Origin of the sequence: Stenotrophomonas sp. GD04054 (genome assembly GCF_029836955.1) — a bacterium.
GTDB classification, from domain to species: Bacteria; Pseudomonadota; Gammaproteobacteria; order Xanthomonadales; family Xanthomonadaceae; genus Stenotrophomonas; species Stenotrophomonas maltophilia_A.
The window spans coordinates 1-26,968 of the sequence record NZ_JAOECR010000021.1 but is presented as its reverse complement, the minus strand read 5'-3'; the positions used below and the strand labels follow the sequence as shown (position 1 = coordinate 26,968).

The following is a 26,968-nucleotide window of genomic DNA, read 5'->3' as shown; positions in this document are numbered from 1 at the left end:
CGTCGTTCATCACCGTCTTGAGCCAGCTGTTTTCGCCGATCTCGTTCGGCCCCCTGACCCTGTCCAACCGCATCGTCATCGCGCCGATGTGCCAGTACTCCGCCGAAGATGGCCGCGCCAGCGACTGGCACGCCATGCATCTGGGCAACCTGGCGCAGTCCGGTGCCGGCCTGCTGATCCTGGAAGCCACCGCGGTCGAACCGCGCGGCCGCATCAGCTGGGCCGACCTGGGCCTGTGGGATGACGGCACCGAGGCCGCACTGGCGCAGGTGCTGGCCAGCGTCCGCCGCTGGTCGCCGATGCCGCTGGGCGTCCAGCTGGGCCATGCCGGCCGCAAGGCCTCGGTGAGGCGTCCGTGGGACGGTGGTGGCCAGTTGCCGGCCGACGATGCGCGTGGCTGGGCCACCGTGGCGCCGTCGCCGCTGCCGTTCCATGCCGCCGATCCGGTACCGCAGGAACTGGACGAGGCCGGCATCGCCGAGGTCATCGCCGCCTTCGCCGCCAGTGCGGTGCGCGCCGAGCGCCTGGGCTTCGAGCTGATCGAGCTGCATGCCGCGCACGGTTATCTGCTGCACCAGTTCCTGTCGCCGCTGAGCAACCGCCGCACCGATGGCTACGGTGGCTCGCTGCCGAACCGCCTGCGCCTGCTGGTGGAGGTGTTCGATGCTGTGCGTGCGGCAGTGTCCGACAAGGTCGCGGTGGGCGTGCGCATCTCCGCCAGCGACTGGGTCGATGGCGGCTGGGATCTGGTGCAGAGCGAAGCGCTGGCGCAGGTGATGGACGCGCGCGGCTGCAACTTCCTGCATGTCTCCAGCGGTGGCCTGGACGAGCGCCAGAAGATCACCGTCGGCCCGGGCTATCAGGTGCCGTTCGCGGCGGCGATCAAGGCCAAGGTGCGCATGCCGGTCATCGCCGTGGGCATGATCACCGAACCGGAGCAGGCCGAATCGATCCTGCGCCATCGCCACGCCGATGCGGTAGCCCTGGCGCGCGGCATCCTCTACGACCCGCGCTGGCCGTGGCATGCTGCCGCCGCATTGCGCGACAGCGTGGAACCGGCGCCGCAGTACCTGCGCTGCGAGCCGCGCGATGCGCGCGGCGTGTTCAAGACGCGCTGAGGCTCACACCCGCCAGGCCGGCGCCATGCCGGCCTGCAGGTGCTCGAACAGCGCGCGGATCTTGGCAGTGAAATCGCGGCGGTCGCTGACGCAGAAATAGACCTCCATCGGCTCCGGGCGCCATGCAGTGCCGGCGCCGAACACTGCCTGCAGGCGGCCATCGCGCAGGTACGGCTCGGCCACGAATGCGGCCAGCCGGGTGATGCCGGCACCGGCTGCGGCCAGCGTCGCCAGCGCATCGATGTCATCGCAGACCATGCTCGGCGGCAGTGCGGCGTCCACGCGCTGGCCATCCTTCAGCAGGCCCCAGCGCAGCGGCCGGCCATCGGTGGGGAAGCGGTGCAGCAGCCCGCGATGGCCGCTCAGCTCGGAGGGTTGCTGCGGGGTGCCGTGTGCCTTCAGATAGGCCGGCGAGGCACAGAACACGAACGGCACGCGCGCCAGCTGCCGTGCGACGACACCGTCCTCCAGCTGCGCACCGATGCGGATGCTGGCATCCACCGCTTCCGGGCCGTGTTGCACGGCGCGATCGGTCAGGCGCAGCTCCAGCTGCAGTTGCGGGTAGCGCTGCTGCAGCGACGGCAGCAAGGGGGCAAGCACGTGGCGACCAAAGGCGCTGCTGCTGGCGATGCGCAGTGGCCCGGCCGGTTCGATGTCACCAGAGGTGACCATCGCCTGTGCACGCGCCAGGTCGGCTTCGATGTGGCGCACCTGCGCCAGGTACAGCGCGCCGGCCTCGCTGAGCGCCAGCTGGCGCGTACTTCGGTTCAGCAACCGTACGCCCAGATGCGCCTCCAGCCGGTTGATGTTCTGGCCGACTGCGGTGGCGCTGATGCCAAGGATGCGGGCCGCGGCGGCAATGCTGCCGGTCTCTGCGGTGCGGGTGAAGCTGCGGATCAGTTGCAACAGGTTCATGACCGACCAGCTTGCCATGGAGAAACCCAAGTATCGCTTGGGACTGAACCAAGCAGGTCGGTTGCATCGGTGACCATCGATCCCGAGGGCAGGTCGCTGCCCTACACTCGGGCGATGCGCCCCGATTCCATCCTCACCCTGTCCTGCCCCGACCGTACCGGCATCGTCTACCGCGTTTCCGGCCTGCTGTTCGACCACGGCTGCAACATTCTCGACGCCCAGCAGTTCGGCGACGAGGAGAGCGGCCGCTTCTTCCTGCGCGTGCATTTCGATCGCGATGCCGGCCTGCCGCTGGAGACCGTGCGCGCCGCCATGGCTACGCTCGCCGCCGGCTTCGGCATGGACTGGCAGCTGCATGATGGCCGCCGCCGTGCACGCCTGCTGGTGCTGGTCAGCAAGCAGGGGCACTGCCTCAACGACCTGCTGTTCCGTGCCCACAGCGGCCAGCTGAAGGTGGACATTGCCGCAGTAGCGTCCAACCACGCCGACTTCGCGCCGTTGGCGGCGTCCTACCAGGTGCCGTTCCACCACCTGCCGGTGACCGCTGATACGCGCGCGGTGCAGGAACAGCAGATCATCGACCTGGTCGAGCGCGAACGCATCGATCTGGTGGTGCTGGCGCGCTACATGCAGATCCTGTCACCCACGCTGTGCCGCGCGCTGGCCGGCCGTGCGATCAACATCCACCACAGCTTCCTGCCCAGCTTCAAGGGCGCGCAGCCGTACCACCAGGCACACGCGCGCGGGGTCAAGATCATCGGCGCCACCGCGCACTACGTCACGGAGGATCTGGACGAAGGCCCGATCATCGAACAGGACGTGGCCCGCGTGGACCACGCGATGGCGCCGCGCGAGCTGGTGCGGCTGGGCAGCGATACCGAATCGCTGGTGCTGGCCCGCGCCGTGCGCCGCCATGTGGAGCACCGCATCCTGCTCAACGGGCATCGCACGGTGGTGTTCCGGTAGCACCGGGCCGTGCCTGGCGGTGGTGGCTCAGGCGATCGCGATCCCCGCCTTGCCCAGCGCTTCACGCACCATCGCGTCGTTGGCGTCGGTCACCGGCTTGGTCAGCTCCCACAGGAATTTCACCCGGAAGCCGGACTTCACCGCGTCCTGCGCGCTCCACAGCACGCAGTAGTCGCGAGCCAGGCCGCACACGTGCACTTCGCGGATGCGGCGCTCGTGCAGCCAGCCGGCCAGGCCGGTGGCCGGGCGCTCGCCATCGGGGCCATGGTTCTCGCGGAAGGCGCTGTACGAATCCACCTGTTGGCGCGTGCCCTTGCGCAGGATCAGGTCGGCCACGGTCCAGTCCACGCCCGGATGCAGCGCGGCACCGGCGCTGCCCTGCACGCAGTGGTCCGGCCACAGGGTCTGCGGCTGCGCGTGCAGCAGGATGGTCTCGAAGGGGCGTTGGCCGGGGTGCTGGCTGGCGAACGAGGCATGGTCGGCCGGGTGCCAGTCCTGTGTTGCCACCACGGTGCGGTAGCGGCGCTGTGCCAGCAGATCGGCGATCGGTGCCACCAGCGCATCGCCTTGGTCGCAGGCCAGCGCGCCACCGGGCATGAAGTCCGGCTGCAGGTCGATCACCAGCAGGGCGACATCGGCGGGCAGGGCGGTCATGGCAGTTCCGGTACAGCAGAAGGGGCGACCAGCGTGGCCGCCCCATGCCCACACGTCAATCGCCCTGCGGCGTCTCAGCGTCCTGCCCGTAGTACAGCAGGCCGATCTTGATCCGTTCGCGGCCATTCTCGCGGCGGTGACGGTTGGCATCGCGCAGCGAGTACACGCAGCCGCAGTATTCCTGCTGGTAGAACTGCTCGCGCTTGCTGATCTCGATCATGCGGCTGGCACCGCCGCCCTTGCGCCAGTTGTAGTCCCAGTACTGCAGGCCTTCATAGCGCGACGCGGCACGGATGCCGCAGTCGTTGATCTGCGCCATGTTCTTCCAGCGCGAGATGCCCAGCGACGAACTGATGGTGTCGTAGCCGTGCTCGTGCGCGTACAGCGCAGTGCGCTCGAAGCGCATGTCGAAGCACATCGTGCAGCGGATGCCGCGTTCGGGCTCGTTCTCCATGCCGCGTGCACGGCTGAACCAGTTGTCGGTGTCGTAGTCGCAGTCGATGAACGGGATGTCGTGCTGTTCGGCGAAGCGGATGTTCTCCTGCTTGCGCAGCTCGTACTCCTTCACCGGATGAATGTTGGGGTTGTAGAAGAAGATCGCGTAGTCGATCCCGGAGGCGGTGATCGCCTCCATCACTTCGCCGGAGCAGGGCGCGCAGCATGAATGCAGCAGCAGGCGCTTGCCGTCGGCGGGCAGGGTCAGGGTAGGGCGTTGGAGCTCGGTCATCGTCAGGTACCGCATGGACCGCCGGCAACGGCGGTGGCCCATGCATCAGCGCGTGGGTGAACAGGTCTGGCCGGATACCGTGAACAGGACGCGCGCGGCCGCGCGGCCCGCATGCGCAGGACGACGACGGCCCCGGCAACCTCCCCGCGGAGATTCCAGGTCGAGTCAGGGGACGGTCGTGTCCCCCGGCCGGGGCCGGTATTCGGGCTGATGGACACGGGCCGCAGCCCACCTACTACCCACCGCTTCCCAGGCGTGAGCCCAGTGCTGTTGGCAGGATTCGTTTCCATTCACCGCTGCGGGGCAGCTCCGGAATGGGCGCGCGAGGCGCCTTCACCGGATTCCCGTTTAAATCCCTGCCGCCATCAATGCCACGGCAGGGATACCTTCGGCGTGCCCACGGTGGACGCGTCGAGGGCAATGGTCAAGGGCCAATGAAAGCGCAGGGCTGTGGCTCGCTTCTCAGGCTGTGAGAGCGCCTCTTGCCATACTGGCCACCGACAGACGGGAGGTGGCTCGTGGCGGCGAAGTACTGCGATCTGGTCATGAAAGGCGGCATCACCAGCGGCATCGTGTACCCCAATGCGGTACTGGCGCTGGCGCGCGAGTATCGATTCAAGAGCATCGGCGGCACCTCGGCCGGCGCCATCGCCGCGGCGGTGGCGGCCGCGGCGGCGTGCGGTGATCGTCGCCAGCAGGCGGGTGAACACCTGCCCGGCGATGCCGGCTACGGCGGGCTGTCGGCGGTGTCGGCGCAGCTGTCGCGGCGCGGCTTCATCTACAGCCTGTTCCAGCCGGCACGGGGCGCGCGCGCCGCCTACCGGTTGCTGGTGGTGCTGACCGGCAATGCCCGCCTGCCACACAAGCTGCTGTGCCTGGCCATCGCGGTGTTCGAGATTGCGCCACTGGAGGTGCTGGTGTCGCTGGCGCTGCTGCTCGGCCTGGGCTGGTGGGGCGGCGGTTGGAGCGGCGTGGCCGCCACGCTGCTGCCATCACTGCTGTGCGCGTACGGTGCCGGCGTGGCCGGTGCCGCGCTGCGGGTAGCGCGGGTGGCGCGCCGTAACCTGCTGGGCCTGTGCAGCGGCCTCGGCCGCGATGCACGCACGCCGGCATTGACCGAATGGTTGCACGAGTGCCTGCAGCAGCTGTCCGGCAAGCCGCTGGATGCACCGCTCACGTTCGCCGATCTGCACGATGCGCCGCGCTATGCCGGCGAGCCGGACAGCCCGCATGCGATCAGCCTGCAGATGATCACCACCTGTGTGTCGCACAACGAGCCGCGCACGCTGCCGCTGGGCGGCGCGCAGTTCTGGTTCCTGCGCGAGGAGTTCGAGCAGCTGTTTCCGGCCAGCGTGGTGCAGTGGCTGGTGACGCAGGCCGGCCCGCCACTGGAGGTGGAAGGGCGCCGGTACTACCACCTGCCGCAGGGCCCGAAGCTGCCGGTGCTGGTGGCCACGCGCATGAGCCTGAGCTTCCCGCTGCTGATCAGCGCGGTGCCGTTGCATGAGCCCTCGCGCCGCGAGCGTCGCTGCGAACCGACCGCACCTGCGGCCGACCAGGAGCACAACGTGGCCGACAGCATGGAAGGGCTGACCAGTGCCGGGCAGACCTGCGGACCGGTGATCACCGCGTTCCGCATCTGCTGGTTCTCCGATGGTGGCATCAGCAGCAACTTCCCGATCCACCTGTTCGATGCCGCGTTGCCGCGCTGGCCAACCTTCGCCATCAATCTGGTCTACCCGCAGCACGCCGAAGACGTGAGCCACGGCAGCAGTGGCCGTCAGGCGCTGGAACACGCCGTGTTCCTGCCCACCGAAAACCGTCATGGCTGGCAGCGTACCTATCAGTCGATCGCCACTCCGCTGGCCGCTGCGGAGCTGGGCCGTTTCCTGTTCGCGGTGGTGGCGACCATGCAGAACTGGCGCGACCTGCTGCAGGCGCGTGCACCGGGCTACCGCGACCGCATCGTGCACGTCAGCCTGCAGGGCGACGAGGGCGGCATGAACCTGGACATGCCGCAGGACGTGCTGACCCGCATCGCCGACAAGGGCAGCCTGGCCGGTGCGCGCTTCTGTTCGTTTTCGTTCGAGAACCACTATTGGATCCGCTGGCGCAACCTGGCCTCGGCCTACCAGCGCTACACGCTGGAAGTGGCGCGCACCGACGACCCGGCGCAGCAGGTACTGGCCTACCGCGCGGCGTACGCGATGGTTGCCAGTGGCCAGCCGACGCCGCCGTCGTACAAGCTGGGCTCGGAAGACAAGCGGCTGGCATCGCAGCAGTTGTGGGGGCTGATGGTCGAGCAGGGACGTACCTGGGAGGACCTCGGCCCGGACCTCACCGACGGCGCACCGCGCCCGCTGCCGCAGATGAAGGTGACGCCGATCTACTGATCTCCGCCGCGGCCGATTGAACTGTTCTGGTGGGTGCCGACCTTGGTCGGCACGATCTGCTCCCTGCGGTGCTTCATCGCCAGGGTGCAACCACCGCATCACCCTGCAAGGGTGCATACAACGGCAGCGCCAGCTCCTGCTTCACCCAGCCCGGATTGAGCGCACGCAGGCCGGCCAGGTATTCGCGGGCCAGCGCGAAATCACCTTGCCGCATGGCCAGGCGCGCAGCGCGCGCCCAGGTACGGTCCCAGCCGTGGGCCAGTGACAACGAGGACGCCAGCGCAGCGCGCGCACCTGCCACATCGCCGTTCTCCCAACGCTGCTCGGCCTGGATGATCGCCTCGTTGGACAGGCGCATGTCGTACAGCTCGCGCAGCCTCGCGACCGCACGCGGGTCGGCGTCCACGCGCAGGTCGGTGTCCTGCCAGTCGCCTCCTGGCGTGCGCACCAGCAGCGCGGCCGACCACTGCCCACTGCGCTGGCCGCCCGCGGCCTGGCCGGCTTCCAGCGCCGCCAGCAGGCGTGTGGCCAGCGCTCCGTGCGAAGCCGTAAAGGTACGTTGCATTGCCGCCAGCACGTCCGGTCCGGCCAGGCCATTGCCCTGCACGCTCAACATGCCGTCGCCGTGCGCACCGGCCCAGCTGGCCTGCTGCGCGGTGGCGCCGGTGTACTGCGCATTGCCGCCGCGCGCACTGACCAGCCCCACCTGGCGCTCGGCGAGGGTGGTGCCATCGAAGTTGCCGTCTTCATCCAACAGCTGCTTCAGCACCTGCGAAGGCGTGCGACCTTTGGCCAGTAGTTCAAGGCCTTTCGACCCATAGGTCGGGTTGGTCTCGAACTGGCTGGCGACCGCGCCCACTTTGGCCTGTGCCCACGGCACACCCACGCCCCCGACCGCCAGGTTGTGCGTGGCCACCGCCACCCCGCAGTCGCCGGCCTCGTTGCAGGCGGCAATGGAAAAGGTCGCCCACGCCGGCGCGGCGGTGGCAGTGAGCAGCAGGGCCAGGCAAGAGCGCAACAGGGACATAGGTGTCTCCATGGGCGGGCATTGCAATGGGATGCAGCCTACGCACGAAAGGTCTAGTAGATCCACGCCATGCGTGGATGGAATCCGATCGAGATCGAATATTTCGAAACTTCATCGAAGCGCATCCACGCATGGCGTGGATCTACCGTGTCGACCAAGGTCGACACCCACCAACAGCAGCGTGCCGACCAACGGTCAGCACCCACCAACAGCAGCGGGAAACTGTCGAAGGCGGGGTGGGTCCGGTTGCGGGGGCGTGAGCCGCATGGATGCGGCGACCGAGCTTACATGGGTGAGGGCGCTTTGCTTGCGAAGCATTGCTTCGCAAGCGCCCGAACGCACAGCCGCCAGCGGCTGCGCCGGGCCCCGGAGGGGGACTTGCAGCGTCCCCCGCAACCGGATCCACCCCGCCATCCCACGGAAAGCCCGCTGTTGCTTTTGCTGTTGCCTTGGATTGAAGCAGGTGCAGGGCGCAGCCCTGCCGAACCAACCCTACCGCCCCGGCAACTGCGCGAACGCGCGCTGCATGCAGTCCTCGCGCGGGCACACCCGGCACCCCGGTCCGATCGACACCGAATTACCCGGACTCTGCACATCCAGCCCCAATGAATACACCAGCCGCTCGGCATGCTGCAGATCGCAGCCCAGCGCCACCGCGAACGTCTTCCGCGGTTGGCCATGCCCCACCGGCCCGCTGCTGACCTGCCGCGCCAGCCAGAAGTGGCGCCGCCCATCGGGCATGCGCGCGGTCTGCGTCAGGATCCGCCCGGGCTGGTTGAACGCCTCGTAGACGATCCACAGCGGGCACGAGCCGCCCACCTGCGAGAAATGGAAATCGGTGGCCGAATGACGCTTGGACACATTGCCGGCGCGATCCACGCGGATGAAGAAGAACGGCAGCCCGGGCGCACTGCGCCGCGCCAGCGTGCTCAGCCGGTGGCAGACCGCTTCGAAGCCGACGCCGAACTGATGCGCCAGCAGTTCGATGTCGTAGCTGCTGGCTTCGGCCGCACGCAGGAAGCGCATGTACGGCATCACCAGCGCGCCGGCGAAATAGTTGGAAAGACCGATCCGTGCCTGCGCGATGCGCGCGTCATCGGTGAACCCGGCGCGCGCCACCACCGCATCGATCTGCGGCAGGTAGCCGTGCAGTGCCAGCTCGGCCGCCATCTGGAACGCCTGCTGGCCGGGCTCCAGGTAATCGGGCAGCCACAGCCGCCGCGCACCGGCATCGTATTGCCGCTTCTCGCGCCCGGCCTGCAGTGCGGCCACTTCCACCAGCACGCCATGGCGGTCGGCCAGCAGCTGGCGCAGCCGCGGTGCCACGTGCCCGGGCGACAGCCCCCACTCGGCGAACAGCTGCTCGGCCAGCTCGTCCAGCTCGGGAATGTGGTTGTGCATGCGGTTGAAGAATTCGCGTACCTGGTCGCCAGCGGGCAGGGTGCTGCCGGCACCGGGCTCGCCCAGCTGGAATTCCAGCGCCGCGGCATGCTCGCGCAGCGCCAGGTGGCGGCGGTGCAGGTCCAGCAGGGCGCGGCTGACCTGCGGCAGGTTGCCGGCCAGCGCGCGCAGTTCGGTGGCGCTGACCTCGGCCAGGCCCAGATCGCGCAGGGTCTCGCCCAGCGCTTCCTGCAGGGCGGCGGGCTCATCCTCGTCGAACAGTGCGGAAACGTCGCCCAATACCTCGCCCAGCTTCTTCTGCACAGCCGGGGTCAGTGGGCGCTTGTTGCGCTCGATCTGGTTCAGGTAGCTGGCCGACAGCCCCAGCGCCCGTGCCAGATCCGCCTGGCTGTAGCCGCGCTGCTCGCGCAGCCGCAGCAGGCGCAGGCCAAGTTGTCGCTGGGGGGCTGAATAATTCACAGAATTAACATGAATCGTCTGGTGTGTTGGCCAGATTAAGCGGATTCAGCCCGGAAATCGAGGTGGGTGCTGTGAATAATGCCAAGCATCTTTCGCACCCTGTGGGATTGTCGTCATGACTGTTGCAGCGCCCCGTATCCGCATGCTGATCGATGGCCAGTTCGTTGAATCGGCCACCTCCCACTGGCAGGACGTGATCAATCCGGCCACCCAGGACGTGCTGGCCAAGGTGCCGTTCGCCACCACCGGCGAAGTGGACGCCGCCGTCGCCGCCGCCAAGGAAGCCTTCAAGACCTGGCGCAAGACCCCGATCGGCACCCGTGCGCGCATCTTCCTGAAGTACCAGCAGCTGATCCGCGAGAACATGAGCGAGCTGGCCCACATCCTCACCGCCGAACAGGGCAAGACCCTGCCGGACGCCGAAGGCGATGTGTTCCGCGGCCTGGAAGTGGTCGAGCACGCCGCCGCCATCGGCAACCTGCAGCTGGGCGAGCTGGCCAACAACGTGGCCAATGGCGTGGACACCTACACGATCATGCAGCCGCTGGGCGTGTGCGCCGGCATCACCCCGTTCAACTTCCCGGCGATGATCCCGCTGTGGATGTTCCCGATGGCGATTGCAACGGGCAACACCTTCATCCTCAAGCCGTCCGAGCAGGACCCGATGGTCACCATGCGCCTGGTCGAGCTTGCCCTGGAAGCAGGCATTCCGAAGGGCGTGCTGAACGTCGTCCACGGCGGCGAGGAAGTGGTCAACGCGATCTGCGACCACCCGGACATCAAGGCCGTGTCATTCGTCGGTTCCACCCGCGTCGGCACCCACGTCTACAACCGTGCCTCGCTGGCCGGCAAGCGCGTGCAGTGCATGATGGGCGCCAAGAACCACGCCGTGGTGCTGCCGGACGCCAACAAGGAACAGACCCTCAACGCGATGGTCGGCGCCGCCTTCGGTGCTGCGGGCCAGCGCTGCATGGCCGCCTCCACCCTGGTGCTGGTCGGTGAAGCACGCAACTGGGTGCAGGACCTGGTCACCAAGGCCAAGACCCTGAAGGTCAGCGGCGGCACCGTCGCCGGCACCGACGTCGGTCCGGTCATTTCCTGCAGCGCCCGCGAGCGCGTGGAAGGCCTGATCGCGTCGGGTGTGGAGCAGGGCGCCAAGCTGGTGCTCGATGGCCGCAAGCCGCAGGTCGATGGTTTCGAAAAGGGCAACTTTGTCGGCCCGACCATCTTTGCCGGTGTCACCACCGACATGCGCATCTACCAGGAAGAAATCTTCGGGCCGGTGCTGGTCATCCTCGAAGCAGAGACGCTGGAAGAAGCCATCGCGATGGTCAACAGCAACCCGAACGGCAACGGCACCGCACTGTTCACCCAGTCCGGCGCCGCCGCGCGCAAGTTCCAGGAAGACATCGACGTCGGCCAGGTCGGCATCAACGTGCCGATCCCGGTGCCGGTGCCGCTGTTCTCGTTCACCGGTTCGCGCGCCTCCAAGCTGGGCGACCTGGGTCCGTATGGCAAGCAGGTGGTGTTGTTCTACACCCAGACCAAGACGGTCACCGCGCGCTGGTTCGATGACGAGACGCTCAGCCACGGCGTCAACACCACGATCAGCCTGAAGTAACGGCAGGAGCAGCCATGAGCCACTCGATGACGACGGAACTGGAAGAAGCGCAGCAGGCGTACCGCGAGGCGGCGCGCGACTTCGCACAGGCCGAACTGGCGCCGCACGCCGCGCGATGGGATGCGGAGGGCATCTTTCCGCGCGAGGCGATCGCCAAGGCCGGTGAACTGGGCTTCTGCGGCCTGTACATGGACCCGGAAGTGGGCGGCAGCGGCCTGAGCCGACTGGACGCCGCCGTCGTCATCGAGGAGCTCGCCAACGTCGATCCGTCGACCGCGGCGTACATCAGCATCCACAACATGGCCTCGTGGATGGTGTCCAAGTGGGGCCAGCCGGCGCTGCGCGATGCGTGGGGAACCGACCTGTCCTCGGGCAGCAAGCTGGCCTCGTACTGCCTGACCGAACCCGGTGCAGGTTCCGACGCGGCGTCGTTGAAGACCACCGCCGTGCGCGATGGCGACTTCTATGTGCTGAACGGCTCGAAGGCCTTCATTTCCGGCGCCGGTGCCACCGAGCTGCTGGTGGTGATGGCGCGTACCGGTGGTGCCGGTGCCGGCGGTGTCAGCGCCATTGCGGTGCCGGCCGACCTGCCGGGCATCAGCTTCGGCCGCAAGGAAGAGAAGATGGGCTGGAACAGCCAGCCCACCCGTGGCATCACCTTCGAAAACGTCCGCGTACCGGTCAGCCACCTTCTGGGAGAGGAAGGCGGCGGCTTCAAGTTGGCGATGAAGGGGCTCGATGGCGGCCGCATCAACATCGCCGCCTGCTCGCTGGGCGCCGCGCAGGGTGCGCTGGACGCTGCACGCCGCTACATGGGCGAGCGCCGCCAGTTCGGCAAGGCACTGGCCGAGTTCCAGGCCCTGCAGTTCAAGCTGGCCGACATGGTCACCCAGCTGGTGGCCGCCCGGCAGATGGTGCACACCGCCGCGCGCAAGCTCGATGCCGGTGCCAGCGATGCCAACGTCTGGTGCGCGATGGCCAAGCGCTTCGCTACCGATGCCGGTTTCAACGTCTGCAACGAAGCACTGCAGATCCACGGCGGCTACGGCTACATCCGCGAATACCCGATCGAGCGCCTGCTGCGCGACTGCCGCGTGCACCAGATCCTGGAAGGCACCAACGAGATCATGCGGGTGATCGTTGCCCGTCACCTGCTCAACACCGAAGAGGAACTGCGATGAAGGATTGGCGTACCCAGGAGCACGTGGGCCTGAAGGTGGAGGTGGATGGCCACACCGCCGTGGTCACCCTGAACAACCCGCCGGCGCATACCTGGACCGTGCACAGCCTGTCGGCGCTGCGTGATCTGGTCGGCGCGCTCAACGCAGACCGCGACATCTACGCGCTGGTGATCATCGGTGACGGCGAGAAGTTCTTCTCTGCCGGTGCCGATCTCAACCAGTTCGCCTCCGGCGACAAGGCCGCTGCACGTGAAGCCGCGCGCCGCTTCGGTGAAGCCTTCGAAGCGCTGTCTGGTTTCCGTGGCGTGTCGATCGCCGCGATCAACGGCTACGCCATGGGTGGTGGCCTGGAATGCGCGCTGGCCTGCGACCTGCGCATCATTGAAGACCATGCCCAGGTTGCGCTGCCAGAGGCCACTGTCGGCCTGCTGCCGTGCGCCGGTGGCACCCAGAACCTGCCGCGCCTGGTCGGCGAGGGCTGGGCCAAGCGCATGATCCTGCTGGGCGAGCGCATCAATGCCGACACCGCGCTGCGCATTGGCCTGGCCGAAGAAAAGGTCGGCAAGGGCGAAGCCAAGGCGCTGGCGCTGGAATGGGCGAAGAAGGCCGGCAAGCAGAGCCCGACCAGCATCGCCGCCTGCAAGACCCTGGTGCAGGCCACCCGCACCGGCACCCACGCTTCGGCGCTGGTGGCCGAACGCGAAGCCTTCGTCGACCTGTTCGACACCGCCGACCAGGTCGAGGGCGTGACCGCGTTCCTGGAAAAGCGCGCTGCGCAGTGGAAGAACGCATGAGCACCGACACCGCTGCCGACGACGCACCGGTGCTGTTCGAAGAGCGCGTGGCCGGCAACGGCACGCGCATCGGCATCGCCACGCTCAATGCGCCGCGTACGCTCAACGGTTTCTCGCTGCCGATGGCACACCTGCTGCTGAAGCAGTTGAATGCCTGGGCCGACGACGATGGCATCGCCATGGTGGTGCTGCAGGGCGCAGGCGAAAAGGCGTTCTGCGCCGGCGGCGACCTGCACAGCCTGTACAAGAGCATGGTCGCCTTCCGCGAGGCCGGCCGCAGCGACATCCGCGAGAACGATTACGCGGCGGAGTTCTTCGACGTCGAATACCGCGTCGATTACCTCATCCACACCTATGCCAAGCCGATCCTGTGCTGGGGCCATGGCATCGTGATGGGCGGTGGCATCGGCCTGATGTCCGGTGCCAGCCACCGCGTGGTCAGCGAGCGCTCCAAGCTGGCCTTCCCGGAAATCACCGTCGGTCTGTTCCCCGATGTGGGTGGCAGCTGGCTGCTGCCGCGTGTACCCGGCAAGGGCGGCCTGTTCCTGGCGCTGACCGGTGCGCTGCTCAATCCGGGCGACGCCATCTACGCCGGCCTGGCCGACGTGCACGTGGCCGAAGAACGCCGCAGCGCGGTGTTCGATGCGCTGCTGCAGGTCGCGTGGTCCAGCGATGCCGCACACAACCACGAACGGCTCAGCCATCTGCTGCAGTCGCATGCCAGCGATGCTGCCACCGGCCCGCTGCTGGCCAATGCGGCGCAGGTTGATGCGTTGTGCGAAGGGGATGACCTGCAGGCCATCATTGCGCGCATCGCCGGTCTGCAGACCGACGATGCCTGGTTGCAGGCCGCACAAAAGACCCTCGCCGCCGGTGCACCCGGTTCGGCACGGTTGTCGTACGAGCTGCAGCGTCGCAGTGCCGGCCAGGACCTGGCCGCGATCTACCGCCTGGAGTTCATCGTCGCCCTGCATTGCGCCGCCCACGGTGATTTCGCCGAAGGCATCCGCGCGCTGCTGATCGACAAGGACCGCAATCCGCAGTGGAACCCGGCCACCCTGGCCGAGGCCACCGGCGCGTGGGCCGACACCTTCTTCGCTTCCCCCTGGGCCGATGCCGCGCATCCGCTGGCCGACCTGGGCACTCCCCTTGTTGAAAGGAGCCTTGCATGAGCCGCATTGCATTCATCGGGTTGGGCAACATGGGTGGCCCGATGGCCGCCAATCTGGTCAAGAACGGCCATACCGTGCGCGTGTTCGATCTGGTCCCGGCCGCGGTGCAGGCCGCCGTCGATGCCGGCGCCAGCGCGGCCGCATCGGCGCGCGAAACCCTGGCCGATGCCGAGGTGGTGATCTCGATGCTGCCGGCCAGCCGCCACGTCGAAGGCGTGTACCTGGGCGATGACGGCATTCTTGCCGCGATTCCGGCCGGCGCACTGGTCATCGACTGCAGCACGATCGCACCGGCCAGCGCCCGCAAGGTCTCTGAAGCCGCTGCCGCACGTGGCCTGCAGATGATCGACGCACCGGTGTCCGGCGGCACCGCCGGTGCCCAGGCCGGCACCCTGACCTTCATCGTCGGTGGTGAGGAGGACGCGCTGGAGCGCGCCCGCCCGGTGCTGCAGGCGATGGGCAAGAACATCTTCCATGTGGGCGCCAGTGGTGCCGGCCAAGTGGCCAAGCTGTGCAACAACATGGCGCTGGGCGTGATCATGGCGGTCACCGGCGAAGCCATCGCCCTCGGCGTGGCGCACGGGCTGGATCCGAAGGTGCTGTCGCAGATGATGGCCGTCAGCACCGGCCGCAGCTGGGCCACCGAAGTGTGCAATCCGTGGCCGGGCGTGCTGGAAAACGCCCCGGCCTCGCGCGGCTACAGCGGCGGCTTCGGCAGCGATCTGATGCTGAAGGACATGGGCCTGGCGGTGGAAGCGGCGATGAGTGTCGGCGCCTCGATCCCGCTGGGCGAAGTGGCCCGCAACCTGTACTCGATGAATCACCAGGCCGGCCGCGGCAAGCTGGATTTCTCCAGCGTCGTGCAGCTCATTACGAGCGAGAAGTGACCTGGTAGTGCCGGCCGCTGGCCGGCAACCTCATGCCCCCGTGCGGGACAACGAAGGTGGGATGGGCGGATGTTCGGTTTCGACCGGCATCCGCCCATTTTTATTTGACAATCCATTTTGTTCAGGATCTTATGTGTCCCAAGTCCCGGGACGCGGGACACTCTGGGGTGGGCTCATGATCAAAGGTCAAGATGTCGTTCTGCTTCTAAGGCTCATCAGCCTTTGGAAGGCTGACGCGGGTAGCCAACTACACCTCCGATCCAGGAACTGGCAGGGGTGGGAGCATGCGCAACATGAGGACTGGCATTGGGATCACAGTAGACCCGGATTCGAGAATCACTGGCGCGGGCTCTTCACCGTTAGGCAGTTGGCAGGTGACACAGGCATTAGCAAGAGCCAAGTTGGCTTGGCTCTGAATCGATGCCTCGACAATGGGCTTGCCTTTCCTGATCGAAGGACAGAGCTTCTGAAGACAAATGTGCCGGCTCTTCTGGGGGTGTTGGTGCACGCTTCCAGATTCATTTTCCCCGTCCGCCCTGGGCTGATTACCCGGGGAATCGCAACCGCAATGAGCGCCCCTGTCCTTGCGGAACATCTGGCGACAGTTGGTGAGCACTTGCTTGTCTGGCCGAGCGTGACAGGAAGTAGTCATGGGCAGTCAATCGAACCGCTTATTCCCACGGTCCCTCATGCTGTTAAATCGGATCCCCTGCTCTACGCGATGCTTGCGTTGACAGATTCATTGAGAGTGGGGTTACCCCGAGAACGGGCAATTGCGGAAGATCAACTGGCATCAATCATGAATCTACCCGAAAAGGCGAGGCTTTGAACCAGTGAATCAGTATGCGGTGCAGGATCACAGGCAAATGATTGAAAAGGTGGCTAGGGCGCTCGGGAGCGAACTACGGTCAAAAGTTGCATTCATCGGTGGATCAACCACGGGACTACAACTTACAGACCCACTGGCGATGCATAACATCAGGCACACCAAGGATGTAGATCTTATAGTGCCGGTTATCGGACGAGTGGATTGGCAGCTTCTGCAGGAGAAATTGAGGGCGCAGGGATTTCACGACAAGCTGCATGAGCAAACTCCGGTCTGCGCCCTCTTCCTCGGCGATCTGAGGGTCGACTTCATGCCGTATGACGCCGAGATTCTTGGATTCTCGAATCAATGGTACGAACGAGCGCTGGCTGCCGCACAGCCAGCCCTGGTTGGCGAAACCGAGATTCGCCTTGTAACGCCGGAGTACTTCCTGGCGACGAAATTGGACGCGTACAAGGGTAGGGGAAATGGCGATGTATGGTCGAGTACTGACATCGAGGACGTGATCACCTTGTTTCAAGGCCGAGCGGAGCTCGTACAGGAGGTGGCGGACGCCCCTGAAGATGTACGGGATTTCATCAGGGCTGAAATCGGTGCGCTGCTGGCATGTGATGGTCTGCAGTACGCAGTCGAAAGCGCCGCAAGTGATCGGGCAGTACGTGATCTCATCTACTCAAGAATGGAGAAGGTAGTTGAGTAATGGGATAAGGAGGCCCGTTTGGACCAGCCGAAGGGGGCTCGAGCGAGAATGGAATCACGATGCTGGTGGGCTATCAATAGTTGGTAACCAAGCAATCGCGGTCATAGTAGATGAATTCACGTCGTCGCCTTCCCGAGGAAGGATGGCACGTGAACTCGTCTGCCGGTTGTTGCAGTCATGGTATGGGGCACCCACAGTCGTTGGCGCAGAGGTGTCACTGATGATGCAGTCGGTCCACACAGAACTGCGGCATCAGTACAGGCAATCGATGGCTGCCTACGGAGTTTTGTTGACTGAGAAGGGAAGTCAGGCCGCCTCCGTCCTGGTAGCTGGAGACTGTCGAATTGGCTCGCTGAGAGATAGGGGGGTGGTCTGGTTGACGCGTCCCCATACCAAGGAAGAAACGTTGATTCAGATGGGAGAGAAGCCGGCTCCCGGAGATCGATCAACAGTCACACGCTGCTTCAAGCCCCGTCGCTGGATGGAGCCAGAAACAGTGACTCTGGAACAGAACGACGATATGACATGGGCCATCTCCACCGACGGCTACAGTTCAACCACTCAGGTTGGCGATCCATTTCAATCCGACGATGACGCCAGTTGCATCATCTTTTCCTGGGCTGGAATCGGAGAGCCCGACACGACAGATGGGAACTGGTACACGGTTCCTGGTTGAAAGTCGTACAAGTCGCCGGATCGGAGCTCGGAATAGCATCCGATCCGGCGAATTTGGCTTTGTGCGTTGACCTAATCAGGCAACGACCAGCGTCACGTCAATGTTGCCGCGCGTGGCATTCGAGTACGGGCACACGATGTGCGCCTTCTGCACCAGTTCTTCCAGCTGCTCGCGCGGCACGCCAAGAGCGCTGATGGTCAGCTCGGCTTCGATGCCGAAACCGGTCGGGATCTGGCCGATGCCGACCTTGCCGGTCACCGTGGCGTCGGCCGGCAGCGCGACCTTGGCCTGGCCGGCCACGAACTTCAGCGCGCCTAGGAAGCAAGCCGAGTAGCCGGCCGCGAACAGCTGTTCCGGGTTGGTGCCCGGGCCGCCGGCGCCGCCCAGCTCGCGCGGGGTCGACAGCTGGATATCCAGCACGTTGTCGGAGGAGACGGAACGGCCTTCACGGCCGCCGGTGGAGGTGGCCTGGGCGGTGTACAGAACCTTTTCGATGGACATCGGGATGCTCCTGGTCGGTGGGTGGGTGTTGCGATGGAGCCTACTTTGCCCGGTTTCCGCGTACGTTGGGTTGCAATGCGTACGAAAAATTTGATCGATCGTCCTGCCAGCCTAGATCGTCCATTCGCGGTCGGTGGTGAACATGATGGTCAGCCAGCGGTCCGGCGAGGCCTCGCCCAGTGCATCGCCGATCTCGTCGCGCAGCTGGTCCCATTCCACCAGGGGCCGCGGCGGGTCGTTTTCCGGCACCACGAAGAACAGCTCGATCTGCTCGCCACGCCCCACCTGGGCCACGTAGCTGCGGTGCTCGACGAAGCCGTGCTTGGCCACGATCCCGCGTGCCACTGCATCCACATGGGCCTGCAGTTCCGGCGGGGTGACCAGCAGGATGCCGGCCAGCGCCCGGCGCACCGTGCCGAGCGGGGCGATCATCACCAGCACGCAGACGAAGGCGAGGATGGCCGGGTCGATGTACGGCCCGACCCAGGCCCACGAGGTGCCCTGTACCAGCACGCCGCCGAGAAACGCCAGCAGGTAGCAGGCCGACATGCTGGCCGCGATCACCCAGTTCTTCGCGTCCAGCGCGATGAACTCCGAGCCGATGCGGCGGTTGGCGCGCAGGATGAACCAGGCCAGCGCGGCTTCGCCTACGATCGACAGCCCGGCGAAGGCAATGGCCGGGCCGAGGGCGATGTGGCGGCCCCCGGACATCAACGCGTCCACCGCATTGACCAGCGCATACAGCGCCGCACCGATCATCAGTGTGCCGCTCACCCCCAGCACGATCGGCTCCAGGTGCCAGAAGCCCATGGTGAAGCGCTGGTTGAGCCGCGACTGCAGGGCGTCGGTCTGCGTGGACAGCGCGATCAACCGCGCCACCAGCAGTGACAGCCAGGTCATCACCACGTCGATCAGGCCGTAGATGCCGTCGAAGATGATCAGCGAGGAATTGGCCAGCAGGCCGAATACCACCGCCGCCGCGGCCAGCAGCAGCGAGGCGGCGATCGACAGGCGCAGCACGCCCTGTTCGGTGGCGGGGTCGAAGAACTGCGGGCGGTTGGCGGCCATGGTTCAATTGTAGAGCGGAGCCACGCTCCGCTGCTTTTCGCTGCCTTCGCCGGCCAACTGTGCTACCCCTGTGGGGCCGGTTCCCGTAGACTGCGCCCCTCCCACGTACCGACGCCCGCCTGCAGTGATCACGCCACCCTGACCCTTGCCGCACATCGGCAGCCGGCCCGCCCGGCTCAGGAACCCGTGTCTTTCCACTGCAGCGCCATGCGGCCACGCCCGCCTGCGCGCGGAGCTTTCCCATGCAAACGTCCTACCCCCTGCGCCAGCAATGGCTCGGCAACATCCGTGGCGACCTGCTGTCCGGCATCGTCGTCGCCCTGGCCCTGATTCCCGAGGCCATCGCGTTCTCGCTCATCGCCGGCGTCGACCCAAAGGTCGGCCTGTATGCCGCGTTCTCGATTGCCGTCATCACTGCCATCGCTGGCGGCCGCCCCGGCATGATCTCCGCCGCCACCGGTGCAATGGCGCTGGTGATGGTCGACCTGGTCAAGGACCACGGCCTGCAGTACCTGTTCGCTGCCAGCATCCTGGCGGGGTTGCTGCAGGTGCTGGCCGGCGTGTTCAAGCTCGGCGCGTTGATGCGTTTCGTCTCGCGCTCGGTCATCACCGGCTTCGTCAACGCGCTGGCGATCCTGATCTTCCTGGCACAGATGCCCGAGCTGATCGGCCGCGGCCCTGCGGTCTACGTGTTGTGCGCCGCCGCGCTGGCGATCATCTACCTGCTGCCACGCCTCACCCGCGCCGTGCCATCACCGCTGGTGGCCATTGTGGTGCTGACTGCCGTGGTGATCGGCTTTGGTGTAGACGTACGCAGCGTCGGCGACATGGGCCAGTTGCCTGACAGCCTGCCGCATTTCCTGCTGCCTGACGTACCGCTCACCTGGGAGACCCTGCGCATCCTGCTGCCGGTATCGGCCACGCTGGCCGTGGTCGGCCTGCTTGAATCGATGATGACCCTGCAGATCGTCGAGGACATCACTGAGACGCCCAGCGAGCGCAACCGCGAATGTGTCGGCCAGGGCGTGGCGAATACGGTCACCGGCTTCCTCGGCGGCATGGCCGGCTGCGCGATGATCGGACAGTCGGTGATCAACGTGACTTCCGGTGGCCGCGGCCGCCTGTCCTGCCTGGTGGCCGGTGTGTTCCTGCTGGTGCTGGTGGTGTACGGCAGCGACCTGGTGCGGCAGATTCCGATGGCCGCGCTGGTGGCGGTGATGATCATGGTCAGCATCGGCACCTTCAGCTGGCGCTCGCTGCGCGACCTGCGCACGCATCCGCGTAGTTCCTCCGCCGTGATGCTGCTGACCGTGGTGGTCACCGTGGCTACCCACGATCTGGCCAAGGGCGTGCTCAGCGGTGTACTGCTGTCGGCCCTGTTCTTCGCACGCAAGGTCGGCCGCATGCTGGGCGTGCAGCGCGACGATGCCGGTGACACCCAGGTCTACCGCGTGCGTGGGCAGGTGTTCTTTGCCTCGGCAGGGCAGCTGGGTGCAGCGTTCGATTACCAGCACGTGGCGCCGAAGGTGCAGATTGATCTGCGCGATGCGCACCTGTGGGACCTGACTGCCGTGGCCGCGCTGGAGCGGGCGCAGGAAAAGTTGGCCACGCATGGTGCGGAGGTGACGGTGGTGGGGCTCAATGCGGCCAGCCAGACGTTGATCGAGCAGGTGGGCGGCGCGCGCGGGGGGCATTGAGGCGGTAGCGCTCCAATGCCCGTGTCAATTCTGGAGGCGGCTAAGCCTCCAGAATTTTCCTGAATTGGCCTTTCAGTGCGGTAGCTCCATTACTGATGGAGAGTCCATATGCGGCCAGCACCTTGGCAGACTCGGTGCCATCCTTTGCCTGCCATGAAAGGGCAGCGAGCAGGGCCCTGCGGACGCGTGTGATCGAACTGAAGTGTGCCGGCGTCGAGTCGGCCTGAATGGCCGCGACCGTCAAAGCTCCACAGATGGAATCGATGTCCTGGAACTGTGAAAAAAAGGGAAGGGCATTCTCTGTCAAAAGAGCATCCACCTCGGTCTTGAGCAGATCAGCGTCCTGTTCAATGCTTATCCAATGGTCGCTTTTCCCTGGGGGAGCGGCCCTGCATCTCACGTCGCAGTCGGCTTCGTTGAGATTCGTGGTCTGATCCGTGCAACGCCCCGCGATGAAGCGGGCAAGCACACCGACATTGAGTGCGAGTGCTTTGCCGTCGCTTCTGGTCTGCAGTGAAAGAACATCTATGAAGTGCTCGCGCACTCTCATGAAAGCCGGCCCGTTACGCACAAATCCTGCGCCCTTTATTGAGGCGTAGGCGGTGTCCAAAGCTTGCCTTTTCATTGGGCCTCACGAGGCGAGCATGGGCGGGAAGATGACTGCAGGTGGGGGCATGAAATAGCGGGTATGCAGGTGCGATGTACTAAAGCCTATCGGCTGAAAAGGAAGGTGCAATTGGAGCTGGCGTCAGAACATGTCGCATTTGACGCTAGTTATGTGATCGCTACGCCCAAGCTCGTACGTTGCGATACAACACGGATTGTTGCACCGCGCAAATTGCAGCTTCTTTCATTGCCAATCGCTTTGGATTGGAAGTGGATGAGACGGTCTAGCGGGGGGCCCGATCCTGCAAGACCTGCAGCGTTACGAGGGTAGCGCCGAGTGATGCCCGGCGAGCGAAGCGGGCACGATGCGCGCCTACCTATAGGTTGTCGCGGCCAAGACCCGATTCTTCGGCATTGCCGCGTGAGCCGCGCGCTCGCACGACTGTTCCAAGCGCCTCCTGGAAATGGCTTGCATCACCAACCGCCAACGCTGCGCTCAGATAGGTGGCGATTGCGACGTCATCATCCAGATAGTCTGCGGGATCGAAGGGAATCGTCCTCAGCCTGCTCATTGCGAATCCAAGGAAAGCGTTTGCAACCTGCAACGCGTTGGACTGTACCTCACATGGCAGACCACCAGCTTGGTCGAGCTTTCCCGAGCGACGCGGTGCAGGGCATTGGAAGGTGCCGTTCGATAGCGCACATTGACGCTATAGGCTGCGACTGCAGCATTGCAACGCCATGGCCGCTGTTGCGGTTGCTGCATCTTCAGCCTGTGAACCCCACATCGGGTGGAAGAATCGCCGCGATCGTGCTCCGTTGTGATCCTCACGACGGAGTACTTCTGCCGGAATGGATTCGCTCTTCAACAACGCCACCACGCTGCTGACCTTTCTGCTGCCGGGCTTCCTGGCAGCCTGGGTGTTCTATGGGCTGACATCCCATCCCAAGCCGCCGCAGTTCGAACGGACCGTGGAAGCGCTGGTATTCACCTTCGCGGTCCAGGTGCTGGTCAAGTTCACCGAACTGATGCTCCTGCTGGCTGGTCGCTGCTTTGTGCTGGGGACCTGGACCGAGACCAGCAGCCTGCTATGGGGTTTTGTCCTCGCCGCACTGCTGGGGGCAGGATTGGCCCTCGCTGCGAACAAGGATTCCCTCCACAGGGTTCTCCGCCGCGCAGGCTTCACCACGAGGACATCCCACCCGAGCGAGTGGTACTGCGTGCTCGGTACGCGTCCTGCCTTCGTGGTGCTGCAATTGAAGGATGGCCGTCGATTGACCGGCTATCCCAAGGAGTGGCCGATCAGCCCCGCTGCGGGACAGTTCTACATGCAGATGCCGGCCTGGCTGGTGGATGCGGATCCACCCGATGAAGGTGCCGATCCAGCAGCGGATCCCGTGGCCAGCCCCGCCGTGGTCGAGCTTCCGCAGCTCGATGGCATACTGATTCACGCAGTGGATGTGCAGTGGGTCGAGATTCTCCAGGAGACAGACGATGGCTAAGTTGAGGAAGGGTTCCAACCCACCACTGGACCAGTTGGTCGTATCCATGGAGAACGCGAACCCCAAGCTCCCCGAGGGCAGGAAGCGTCCGCCGCCACCGCCCAGTCCGCCCCGGCCGCCAGCCGGAGCCGGGCCGAACCGGCGCTCGCCGCGCGGCTGACCGGGCGCATTCAGCCGCCCGGTGTAAACTATTGATCTCACTGGCAATGCCAGTCTCCACGATCAATGCCCCGATGACGTCCGCCACCGCCCGTTACGCCGATTCCCTGCGCCTGTCCGTTGCCCCGATGATGGACTGGACGGACCGCCATTGCCGCGTGTTCCATCGCGTGCTGGCGCCGGGCGCGCGCCTGTACACGGAAATGGTGCACGCCAACGCGGTCATCCACGGCGACCGCGAGCGCCTGCTCGGCTTCGACCGCAGCGAGCAGCCGCTGGCGCTGCAGCTGGGTGGCAGTGATCCGGTGCTGCTGGCGCAGGCCGCGCGCATCGCCGCCGAGTGGGGCTATGACGAGGTCAACCTCAACTGCGGCTGCCCGTCCGACCGCGTGCAGGCCGGGCGTTTTGGCGCCTGCCTGATGCGCGAGCCGGCGCTGGTGGCCGAATGCGTCGCGGCGATGGTCGACGCGGTTGATATCCCGGTGACGGTGAAGTGCCGCCTGGGCGTGGACGAGGACAACGACTACGACGTGTTTGCCAGCTTCGTCGACCGCCAGGTCGCCGCCGGTGCGGCGATGGTGGTGGTGCACGCGCGCAACGCGTGGCTGAAGGGCCTGTCGCCGAAGGAGAACCGCGAGGTTCCGCCGCTGAAGTACGACTGGGCCTACCGCCTGAAGCAAGAGCGCCCGGCACTGCCGGTGGTGATCAACGGCGGCCTGGCCAGCATCGAGGCGGTGCAGGCGCAGGCCGCGCACGTCGATGGCGTGATGCTGGGCCGCGCGGCCTACCACGACCCCTACCTGCTGCATCAGCTGGAGGCGCTGCACACCGGCGCCCCGCTGCAGGCCCGTGGCGACCTGCTGCGCGCGATGCGCCCCTACATCGAGGCGCAGCTGGGCGAAGGCCTGGCGCTGAAGCACATCACCCGCCACCTGCTCGGCCTGTTCCACGGCCAGCCCGGTGGGCGCGCATTCCGCCAGGTGCTGAGCGAGGGCGCACACCGCCCCGGCGCCGGCTGGAGCCTGATCGAACAGGCCTTGGCGGTCACCGACCGCGAAGCTGATCGCGCCGCAGCGTGACCGCAGTCACATTCCTGACTTGACAAGGGACGGCGATTCGTCCCGAATGTTCACTTAGCTGAACGACTCGGGCGCAGGGCCGGAAAAGTTCAGACCGGATTCACCGCTGTAAACCAAGAATTTGCAAAAGATTTGTAAAACGCTGGGTTTCGAACCCGGCGCCGGATTTACGACTTTTGAACGAATCGCCGTGCTCGGCTAGGATCGCATCGATGTCTTCCGCTCCCTTCCACCGCCGCATTGCCCTGGCCACCTGCGTGGTCCTGTCGGCTGTGCCGCTGTCTTCGGCGCTGGCGCAACAGCCGCCGCGCGGCGACCAGGGGCGGGCGGAGATGATGGAGCGGGGCGAGCGCGGCAACCGTGGCGACGAGCGTTCGCTGTCCGATGCCGTGCGCCGCGTGCAGCGCACCACCGGCGGCCACATCCTCGGCGCCGAGCGCGTGCCGTTCGATGGTCGTGATATCAACCGGGTGAAGTACATGGACGATCGGGGCCGGGTCCGCTACATGGACGACCCCGCCCCGTCGCGTTCACAGCCGCGCACGCCGCGGTCGGATATGTCATCACTACGCGGCGATAACCCCTGAACAGGGATAGTTGTCGCTATCAACCCGTACCCCACAGGCCTCCGGGCCACACCCAGGACACTAGGGAGAGTTCATGCGTATCCTTCTGGTCGAAGACGAAGCCCCGCTGCGTGAGACCCTGGCAGCCCGGCTCAAGCGCGAAGGCTTTGCCGTCGATGCTGCGCAGGACGGCGAGGAAGGCCTCTACATGGGGCGCGAAGTTCCGTTCGATGTCGGCATCATCGACCTCGGCCTGCCCAAGATGTCGGGCATGGAGCTGATCAAGGCCCTGCGTGACGAAGGCAAGAAGTTCCCGGTCCTGATCCTGACCGCGCGTTCGAGCTGGCAGGACAAGGTCGAGGGCCTGAAGCAGGGCGCCGACGATTACCTGGTCAAGCCGTTCCACGTCGAAGAACTGCTGGCCCGCGTCAACGCGCTGCTGCGCCGCGCCGCTGGCTGGAGCAAGCCGACCTTGGAATGCGGCCCGGTTGCGCTGGATCTCGCCGCCCAGACCGTCAGCGTGGCCGGCAGCAATGTCGACCTCACCAGCTACGAGTACAAGGTGCTGGAGTACCTGATGATGCATGCCGGTGAACTGGTCTCGAAGGCCGATCTCACCGAGCACATCTACCAGCAGGACTTCGACCGCGACTCGAACGTGCTGGAGGTCTTCATCGGCCGCCTGCGCAAGAAGCTGGATCCGGATGGCGAGCTGAAGCCGATCGAGACCGTGCGCGGTCGCGGCTACCGTTTCGCGATCCCCCGCAACGAGGGCTGAGCCGGCTCACCCTGGCGATACCATGATGTCCGGCCGTCTGTGGTTCTTCCGACGCTGGCGGCCGCGCTCACTGCAGGCGCGCCAGATGCTCGCCGCGTCCGTGGGCCTGGTCGCGTTCCTGGCGCTGGCCGGTTACGCGCTCGACGCCGCCTTCGCCGATACGGCGAAGGCGAACCTGCGTGAGCGCCTGAAGAACTACGCCACCGCCTATGCGGCCGGCATCGACTTCACCCGCGACCGCTCGCTGTACATCCGCGAGCAGCCACCGGATTCGCGCTTCGATGTGCCGGGCAGCGGCCTGTACCTGCAGGTGGTGATGCCGCACGGCAAGGGCAATTCGATGTCCGCCGAAGGCCCGATGCTGCCCACCGTCGGCGGTGGCCTGCTGGCGCCGCGCCAGGAAGTGTTCGAAGGCCCGCTGCCGATGATCCAGATCGACGGCAGCCAGGGCTCGGTGTACCGCTATGGCCTGGGCCTGGTGTGGGACGCCGACGCCGATCCCGCCACCGAATTCCCGTACACCATCTACGTGATGGAAGACTCGCGCGCGCTGGGTGCGCAGCTGCGGGTGTTCCGTGGCCGGGTGTGGTTCTACCTGGGTGGCATCGGCTTGATCCTGCTGCTGCTGCAGACCGTCATCCTGCAGTGGAGCCTGCGCCCGCTGCGCCGCGTGATCACCGAGCTGACCAAAGTGCAGCGTGGCGAGACCGCGCGCATGAGCGAGCGCCACCCGCGCGAGCTGGAACCGCTGACCGACAGCATCAACGCCTTCATTGAAAGCGAGCGCGAGAACCTCGAGCGTCAGCGCAATACCCTGGCCGACCTGGCGCACAGCCTGAAGACGCCCATTGCGGTGCTGCGCACGCAGATGGACAGCGGCGCGGGCGATGGTGCGCTGCGCGAGGAGCTGGACGTGCAGCTGCAGCGCATGAACAACCTGGTCTCCTACCAGCTGGCACGTGCTGCGTCGTCGGGCCACAAGCTGTTCTCCGCGCCGCTGCCGATCGAATCCAACGCCGAGGAAATCGTGCGTGGCCTGGAGAAGGTCTACGCCTCCAAGGGCGTGCTGTGCGAATTCGATATTGACCCGGCCGCGCGCTTCCACGGCGAACCGGGTGACCTGCAGGAACTGCTGGGCAACCTGCTGGAGAATGCCTTCAAGTGGGCCAACCGCCGCGTGCTGCTGACCGCGCAGCCGCTGCCGGCACCGAACGCGCGCCGCGCCGGCCTGCTGCTGGCGGTGGACGACGATGGCCCGGGCATCGCCCCGGACGACATCGGCAAGGTGCTGCAGCGTGGCGTGCGTGGCGACGAGCGCGTGCAGGGCCACGGCATCGGCCTGTCGATCGTGCAGGACCTGATCAAGGATTATCGCGGTGAACTGGCTGTAGGCCGCTCCGAGGAACTGGGCGGTGCCCGTTTCGAAGTGCGCCTGCCGCCGGGGCCGTAATCCGTGCGTTCCCGCCCGCCGGGCATCGCCTGGCGCAACAGCGC

Annotated in this window: 25 protein-coding genes and 1 riboswitch; of the genes, 16 read left to right on the top strand and 9 right to left on the bottom strand. The window is 66.0% G+C overall.

The window, feature by feature from the left end; all coding sequences use genetic code 11:
• The first annotated feature begins 17 nt into the window (after nt 1–17).
• The gene (locus tag N7573_RS11715; protein WP_279911987.1) at nt 18–1,118 is read left to right on the top strand and encodes an NADH:flavin oxidoreductase/NADH oxidase; all 1,101 of its coding nucleotides are present in this window, start codon (nt 18–20) and stop codon (nt 1,116–1,118) included.
• A 3-nt stretch (nt 1,119–1,121) separates the two neighbouring features.
• Here N7573_RS11715 and N7573_RS11710 read toward each other — a convergent pair whose 3' ends face one another.
• Nucleotides 1,122–2,033 carry a LysR family transcriptional regulator gene (locus N7573_RS11710; RefSeq protein WP_279911986.1) on the bottom strand — a complete coding sequence of 304 codons (912 nt, stop codon included), beginning with the start codon at nt 2,031–2,033 and terminating at the stop codon, nt 1,122–1,124.
• 114 nt (nt 2,034–2,147) lie between these two features.
• On the opposite strand from N7573_RS11710, the gene purU reads away from it, so the two are divergent.
• The gene (purU, locus tag N7573_RS11705) at nt 2,148–2,999 is read left to right on the top strand and encodes a formyltetrahydrofolate deformylase (protein WP_279911985.1); all 852 of its coding nucleotides are present in this window, start codon (nt 2,148–2,150) and stop codon (nt 2,997–2,999) included.
• A 27-nt stretch (nt 3,000–3,026) separates the two neighbouring features.
• Here the strand turns inward: purU and pncA are convergent, their stop codons facing one another.
• On the bottom strand, nt 3,027–3,653 hold the full coding sequence (gene pncA, locus N7573_RS11700; protein ID WP_149909491.1) for a bifunctional nicotinamidase/pyrazinamidase: 627 nt from the start codon (nt 3,651–3,653) through the stop codon (nt 3,027–3,029).
• A gap of 55 nt (nt 3,654–3,708) precedes the next feature.
• Nucleotides 3,709–4,380 (bottom strand): epoxyqueuosine reductase QueH, encoded by a 672-nt coding sequence (locus N7573_RS11695; RefSeq protein WP_008264648.1) that lies wholly within the window; start codon nt 4,378–4,380, stop codon nt 3,709–3,711.
• 175 nt (nt 4,381–4,555) lie between these two features.
• Nucleotides 4,556–4,771, bottom strand: a riboswitch (cobalamin riboswitch).
• 127 nt (nt 4,772–4,898) lie between these two features.
• Between N7573_RS11695 and N7573_RS11690 the strand changes: the two genes are divergently transcribed.
• A complete protein-coding gene (locus N7573_RS11690; RefSeq protein WP_279911984.1) occupies nt 4,899–6,773 on the top strand; it encodes a patatin-like phospholipase family protein in 1,875 nt (624 codons plus the stop codon).
• Nucleotides 6,774–6,846: 73 nt separating this feature from the next.
• Here N7573_RS11690 and N7573_RS11685 read toward each other — a convergent pair whose 3' ends face one another.
• Together N7573_RS11685 and N7573_RS11680 are read right to left on the bottom strand one after the other, a co-directional pair.
• A complete protein-coding gene (locus tag N7573_RS11685) occupies nt 6,847–7,800 on the bottom strand; it encodes a DUF1028 domain-containing protein (RefSeq protein ID WP_049399774.1) in 954 nt (317 codons plus the stop codon).
• A gap of 492 nt (nt 7,801–8,292) precedes the next feature.
• Complete coding sequence (locus N7573_RS11680) at nt 8,293–9,660, bottom strand: short-chain fatty acyl-CoA regulator family protein (protein ID WP_182267060.1); 1,368 nt, start codon at nt 9,658–9,660, stop codon at nt 8,293–8,295.
• A gap of 115 nt (nt 9,661–9,775) precedes the next feature.
• Between N7573_RS11680 and N7573_RS11675 the strand changes: the two genes are divergently transcribed.
• From N7573_RS11675 to N7573_RS11645, 7 genes are all read left to right on the top strand, one after another.
• A complete protein-coding gene (locus tag N7573_RS11675; RefSeq protein ID WP_049399840.1) occupies nt 9,776–11,281 on the top strand; it encodes a CoA-acylating methylmalonate-semialdehyde dehydrogenase in 1,506 nt (501 codons plus the stop codon).
• Nucleotides 11,282–11,295: 14 nt separating this feature from the next.
• Entirely contained in the window at nt 11,296–12,462 is a 1,167-nt protein-coding gene (locus N7573_RS11670) for an acyl-CoA dehydrogenase family protein (RefSeq protein ID WP_121505114.1), read from the top strand.
• Entirely contained in the window at nt 12,459–13,256 is a 798-nt protein-coding gene (locus tag N7573_RS11665) for an enoyl-CoA hydratase (protein ID WP_279911983.1), read from the top strand. The genes N7573_RS11670 and N7573_RS11665 overlap by 4 nt, the downstream gene beginning before the upstream one ends.
• Entirely contained in the window at nt 13,253–14,428 is a 1,176-nt protein-coding gene (locus N7573_RS11660) for an enoyl-CoA hydratase/isomerase family protein (RefSeq protein WP_279911982.1), read from the top strand. Before N7573_RS11665 ends, N7573_RS11660 begins: the two co-directional genes overlap by 4 nt.
• The gene (gene mmsB, locus N7573_RS11655; RefSeq protein WP_004136647.1) at nt 14,425–15,315 is read left to right on the top strand and encodes a 3-hydroxyisobutyrate dehydrogenase; all 891 of its coding nucleotides are present in this window, start codon (nt 14,425–14,427) and stop codon (nt 15,313–15,315) included. The genes N7573_RS11660 and mmsB overlap by 4 nt, the downstream gene beginning before the upstream one ends.
• Nucleotides 15,316–16,181: 866 nt before the next feature.
• The gene (locus N7573_RS11650; protein WP_279911981.1) at nt 16,182–16,841 is read left to right on the top strand and encodes a hypothetical protein; all 660 of its coding nucleotides are present in this window, start codon (nt 16,182–16,184) and stop codon (nt 16,839–16,841) included.
• Nucleotides 16,842–16,983: 142 nt separating this feature from the next.
• On the top strand, nt 16,984–17,517 hold the full coding sequence (locus N7573_RS11645; protein ID WP_279943159.1) for a hypothetical protein: 534 nt from the start codon (nt 16,984–16,986) through the stop codon (nt 17,515–17,517).
• 75 nt (nt 17,518–17,592) lie between these two features.
• Here N7573_RS11645 and N7573_RS11640 read toward each other — a convergent pair whose 3' ends face one another.
• On the bottom strand, nt 17,593–18,018 hold the full coding sequence (locus N7573_RS11640) for an organic hydroperoxide resistance protein (protein ID WP_279911980.1): 426 nt from the start codon (nt 18,016–18,018) through the stop codon (nt 17,593–17,595).
• A gap of 111 nt (nt 18,019–18,129) precedes the next feature.
• Complete coding sequence (locus N7573_RS11635; RefSeq protein WP_049399847.1) at nt 18,130–19,086, bottom strand: cation transporter; 957 nt, start codon at nt 19,084–19,086, stop codon at nt 18,130–18,132.
• A gap of 242 nt (nt 19,087–19,328) precedes the next feature.
• On the opposite strand from N7573_RS11635, the gene N7573_RS11630 reads away from it, so the two are divergent.
• Nucleotides 19,329–20,783 (top strand): SulP family inorganic anion transporter, encoded by a 1,455-nt coding sequence (locus tag N7573_RS11630; RefSeq protein WP_279911979.1) that lies wholly within the window; start codon nt 19,329–19,331, stop codon nt 20,781–20,783.
• Nucleotides 20,784–20,823: 40 nt separating this feature from the next.
• On the opposite strand, the gene N7573_RS11625 is transcribed toward N7573_RS11630, so the two are convergent.
• Together N7573_RS11625 and N7573_RS11620 are read right to left on the bottom strand one after the other, a co-directional pair.
• Nucleotides 20,824–21,393, bottom strand: a complete 570-nt coding sequence (locus N7573_RS11625) for a DUF4304 domain-containing protein (protein ID WP_279911978.1) — start codon at nt 21,391–21,393, stop codon at nt 20,824–20,826.
• A gap of 373 nt (nt 21,394–21,766) precedes the next feature.
• Complete coding sequence (locus tag N7573_RS11620) at nt 21,767–21,961, bottom strand: hypothetical protein (protein ID WP_279911977.1); 195 nt, start codon at nt 21,959–21,961, stop codon at nt 21,767–21,769.
• Nucleotides 21,962–22,241: 280 nt separating this feature from the next.
• On the opposite strand from N7573_RS11620, the gene N7573_RS11615 reads away from it, so the two are divergent.
• The 5 genes from N7573_RS11615 (at nt 22,242) to N7573_RS11595 (ending at nt 26,924) form a co-directional block, all read left to right on the top strand.
• Nucleotides 22,242–22,892 carry a DUF6338 family protein gene (locus N7573_RS11615; protein ID WP_032128193.1) on the top strand — a complete coding sequence of 217 codons (651 nt, stop codon included), beginning with the start codon at nt 22,242–22,244 and terminating at the stop codon, nt 22,890–22,892.
• Nucleotides 22,893–23,098: 206 nt separating this feature from the next.
• A complete protein-coding gene (dusA, locus tag N7573_RS11610) occupies nt 23,099–24,130 on the top strand; it encodes a tRNA dihydrouridine(20/20a) synthase DusA (protein ID WP_071229406.1) in 1,032 nt (343 codons plus the stop codon).
• A gap of 212 nt (nt 24,131–24,342) precedes the next feature.
• A complete protein-coding gene (locus tag N7573_RS11605; protein ID WP_049399851.1) occupies nt 24,343–24,717 on the top strand; it encodes a hypothetical protein in 375 nt (124 codons plus the stop codon).
• 73 nt (nt 24,718–24,790) lie between these two features.
• The gene (locus tag N7573_RS11600) at nt 24,791–25,474 is read left to right on the top strand and encodes a response regulator transcription factor (protein WP_004136763.1); all 684 of its coding nucleotides are present in this window, start codon (nt 24,791–24,793) and stop codon (nt 25,472–25,474) included.
• A 25-nt stretch (nt 25,475–25,499) separates the two neighbouring features.
• Complete coding sequence (locus tag N7573_RS11595; RefSeq protein WP_032128221.1) at nt 25,500–26,924, top strand: sensor histidine kinase; 1,425 nt, start codon at nt 25,500–25,502, stop codon at nt 26,922–26,924.
• The last annotated feature ends 44 nt before the right edge of the window (nt 26,925–26,968 follow it).

Coding starts and splice junctions, on each gene's coding strand:
- N7573_RS11615 (WP_032128193.1), top strand. CDS start 22,242: ATGGATTCGCTCTTCAACAACGCCACCACGCTGCTGACCTTTCTGCTG.
- purU (WP_279911985.1), top strand. CDS start 2,148: ATGCGCCCCGATTCCATCCTCACCCTGTCCTGCCCCGACCGTACCGGC.
- N7573_RS11620 (WP_279911977.1), bottom strand. CDS start 21,961: ATGAGCAGGCTGAGGACGATTCCCTTCGATCCCGCAGACTATCTGGAT.
- N7573_RS11695 (WP_008264648.1), bottom strand. CDS start 4,380: ATGACCGAGCTCCAACGCCCTACCCTGACCCTGCCCGCCGACGGCAAG.
- N7573_RS11605 (WP_049399851.1), top strand. CDS start 24,343: ATGTCTTCCGCTCCCTTCCACCGCCGCATTGCCCTGGCCACCTGCGTG.
- N7573_RS11600 (WP_004136763.1), top strand. CDS start 24,791: ATGCGTATCCTTCTGGTCGAAGACGAAGCCCCGCTGCGTGAGACCCTG.
- N7573_RS11710 (WP_279911986.1), bottom strand. CDS start 2,033: ATGAACCTGTTGCAACTGATCCGCAGCTTCACCCGCACCGCAGAGACC.
- N7573_RS11595 (WP_032128221.1), top strand. CDS start 25,500: ATGTCCGGCCGTCTGTGGTTCTTCCGACGCTGGCGGCCGCGCTCACTG.
- N7573_RS11665 (WP_279911983.1), top strand. CDS start 12,459: ATGAAGGATTGGCGTACCCAGGAGCACGTGGGCCTGAAGGTGGAGGTG.
- N7573_RS11675 (WP_049399840.1), top strand. CDS start 9,776: ATGACTGTTGCAGCGCCCCGTATCCGCATGCTGATCGATGGCCAGTTC.
- pncA (WP_149909491.1), bottom strand. CDS start 3,653: ATGACCGCCCTGCCCGCCGATGTCGCCCTGCTGGTGATCGACCTGCAG.
- N7573_RS11635 (WP_049399847.1), bottom strand. CDS start 19,086: ATGGCCGCCAACCGCCCGCAGTTCTTCGACCCCGCCACCGAACAGGGC.
- N7573_RS11645 (WP_279943159.1), top strand. CDS start 16,984: ATGGCACGTGAACTCGTCTGCCGGTTGTTGCAGTCATGGTATGGGGCA.
- N7573_RS11640 (WP_279911980.1), bottom strand. CDS start 18,018: ATGTCCATCGAAAAGGTTCTGTACACCGCCCAGGCCACCTCCACCGGC.
- dusA (WP_071229406.1), top strand. CDS start 23,099: ATGCCAGTCTCCACGATCAATGCCCCGATGACGTCCGCCACCGCCCGT.
- N7573_RS11685 (WP_049399774.1), bottom strand. CDS start 7,800: ATGTCCCTGTTGCGCTCTTGCCTGGCCCTGCTGCTCACTGCCACCGCC.
- N7573_RS11650 (WP_279911981.1), top strand. CDS start 16,182: ATGATTGAAAAGGTGGCTAGGGCGCTCGGGAGCGAACTACGGTCAAAA.
- N7573_RS11660 (WP_279911982.1), top strand. CDS start 13,253: ATGAGCACCGACACCGCTGCCGACGACGCACCGGTGCTGTTCGAAGAG.
- N7573_RS11630 (WP_279911979.1), top strand. CDS start 19,329: ATGCAAACGTCCTACCCCCTGCGCCAGCAATGGCTCGGCAACATCCGT.
- N7573_RS11670 (WP_121505114.1), top strand. CDS start 11,296: ATGAGCCACTCGATGACGACGGAACTGGAAGAAGCGCAGCAGGCGTAC.
- mmsB (WP_004136647.1), top strand. CDS start 14,425: ATGAGCCGCATTGCATTCATCGGGTTGGGCAACATGGGTGGCCCGATG.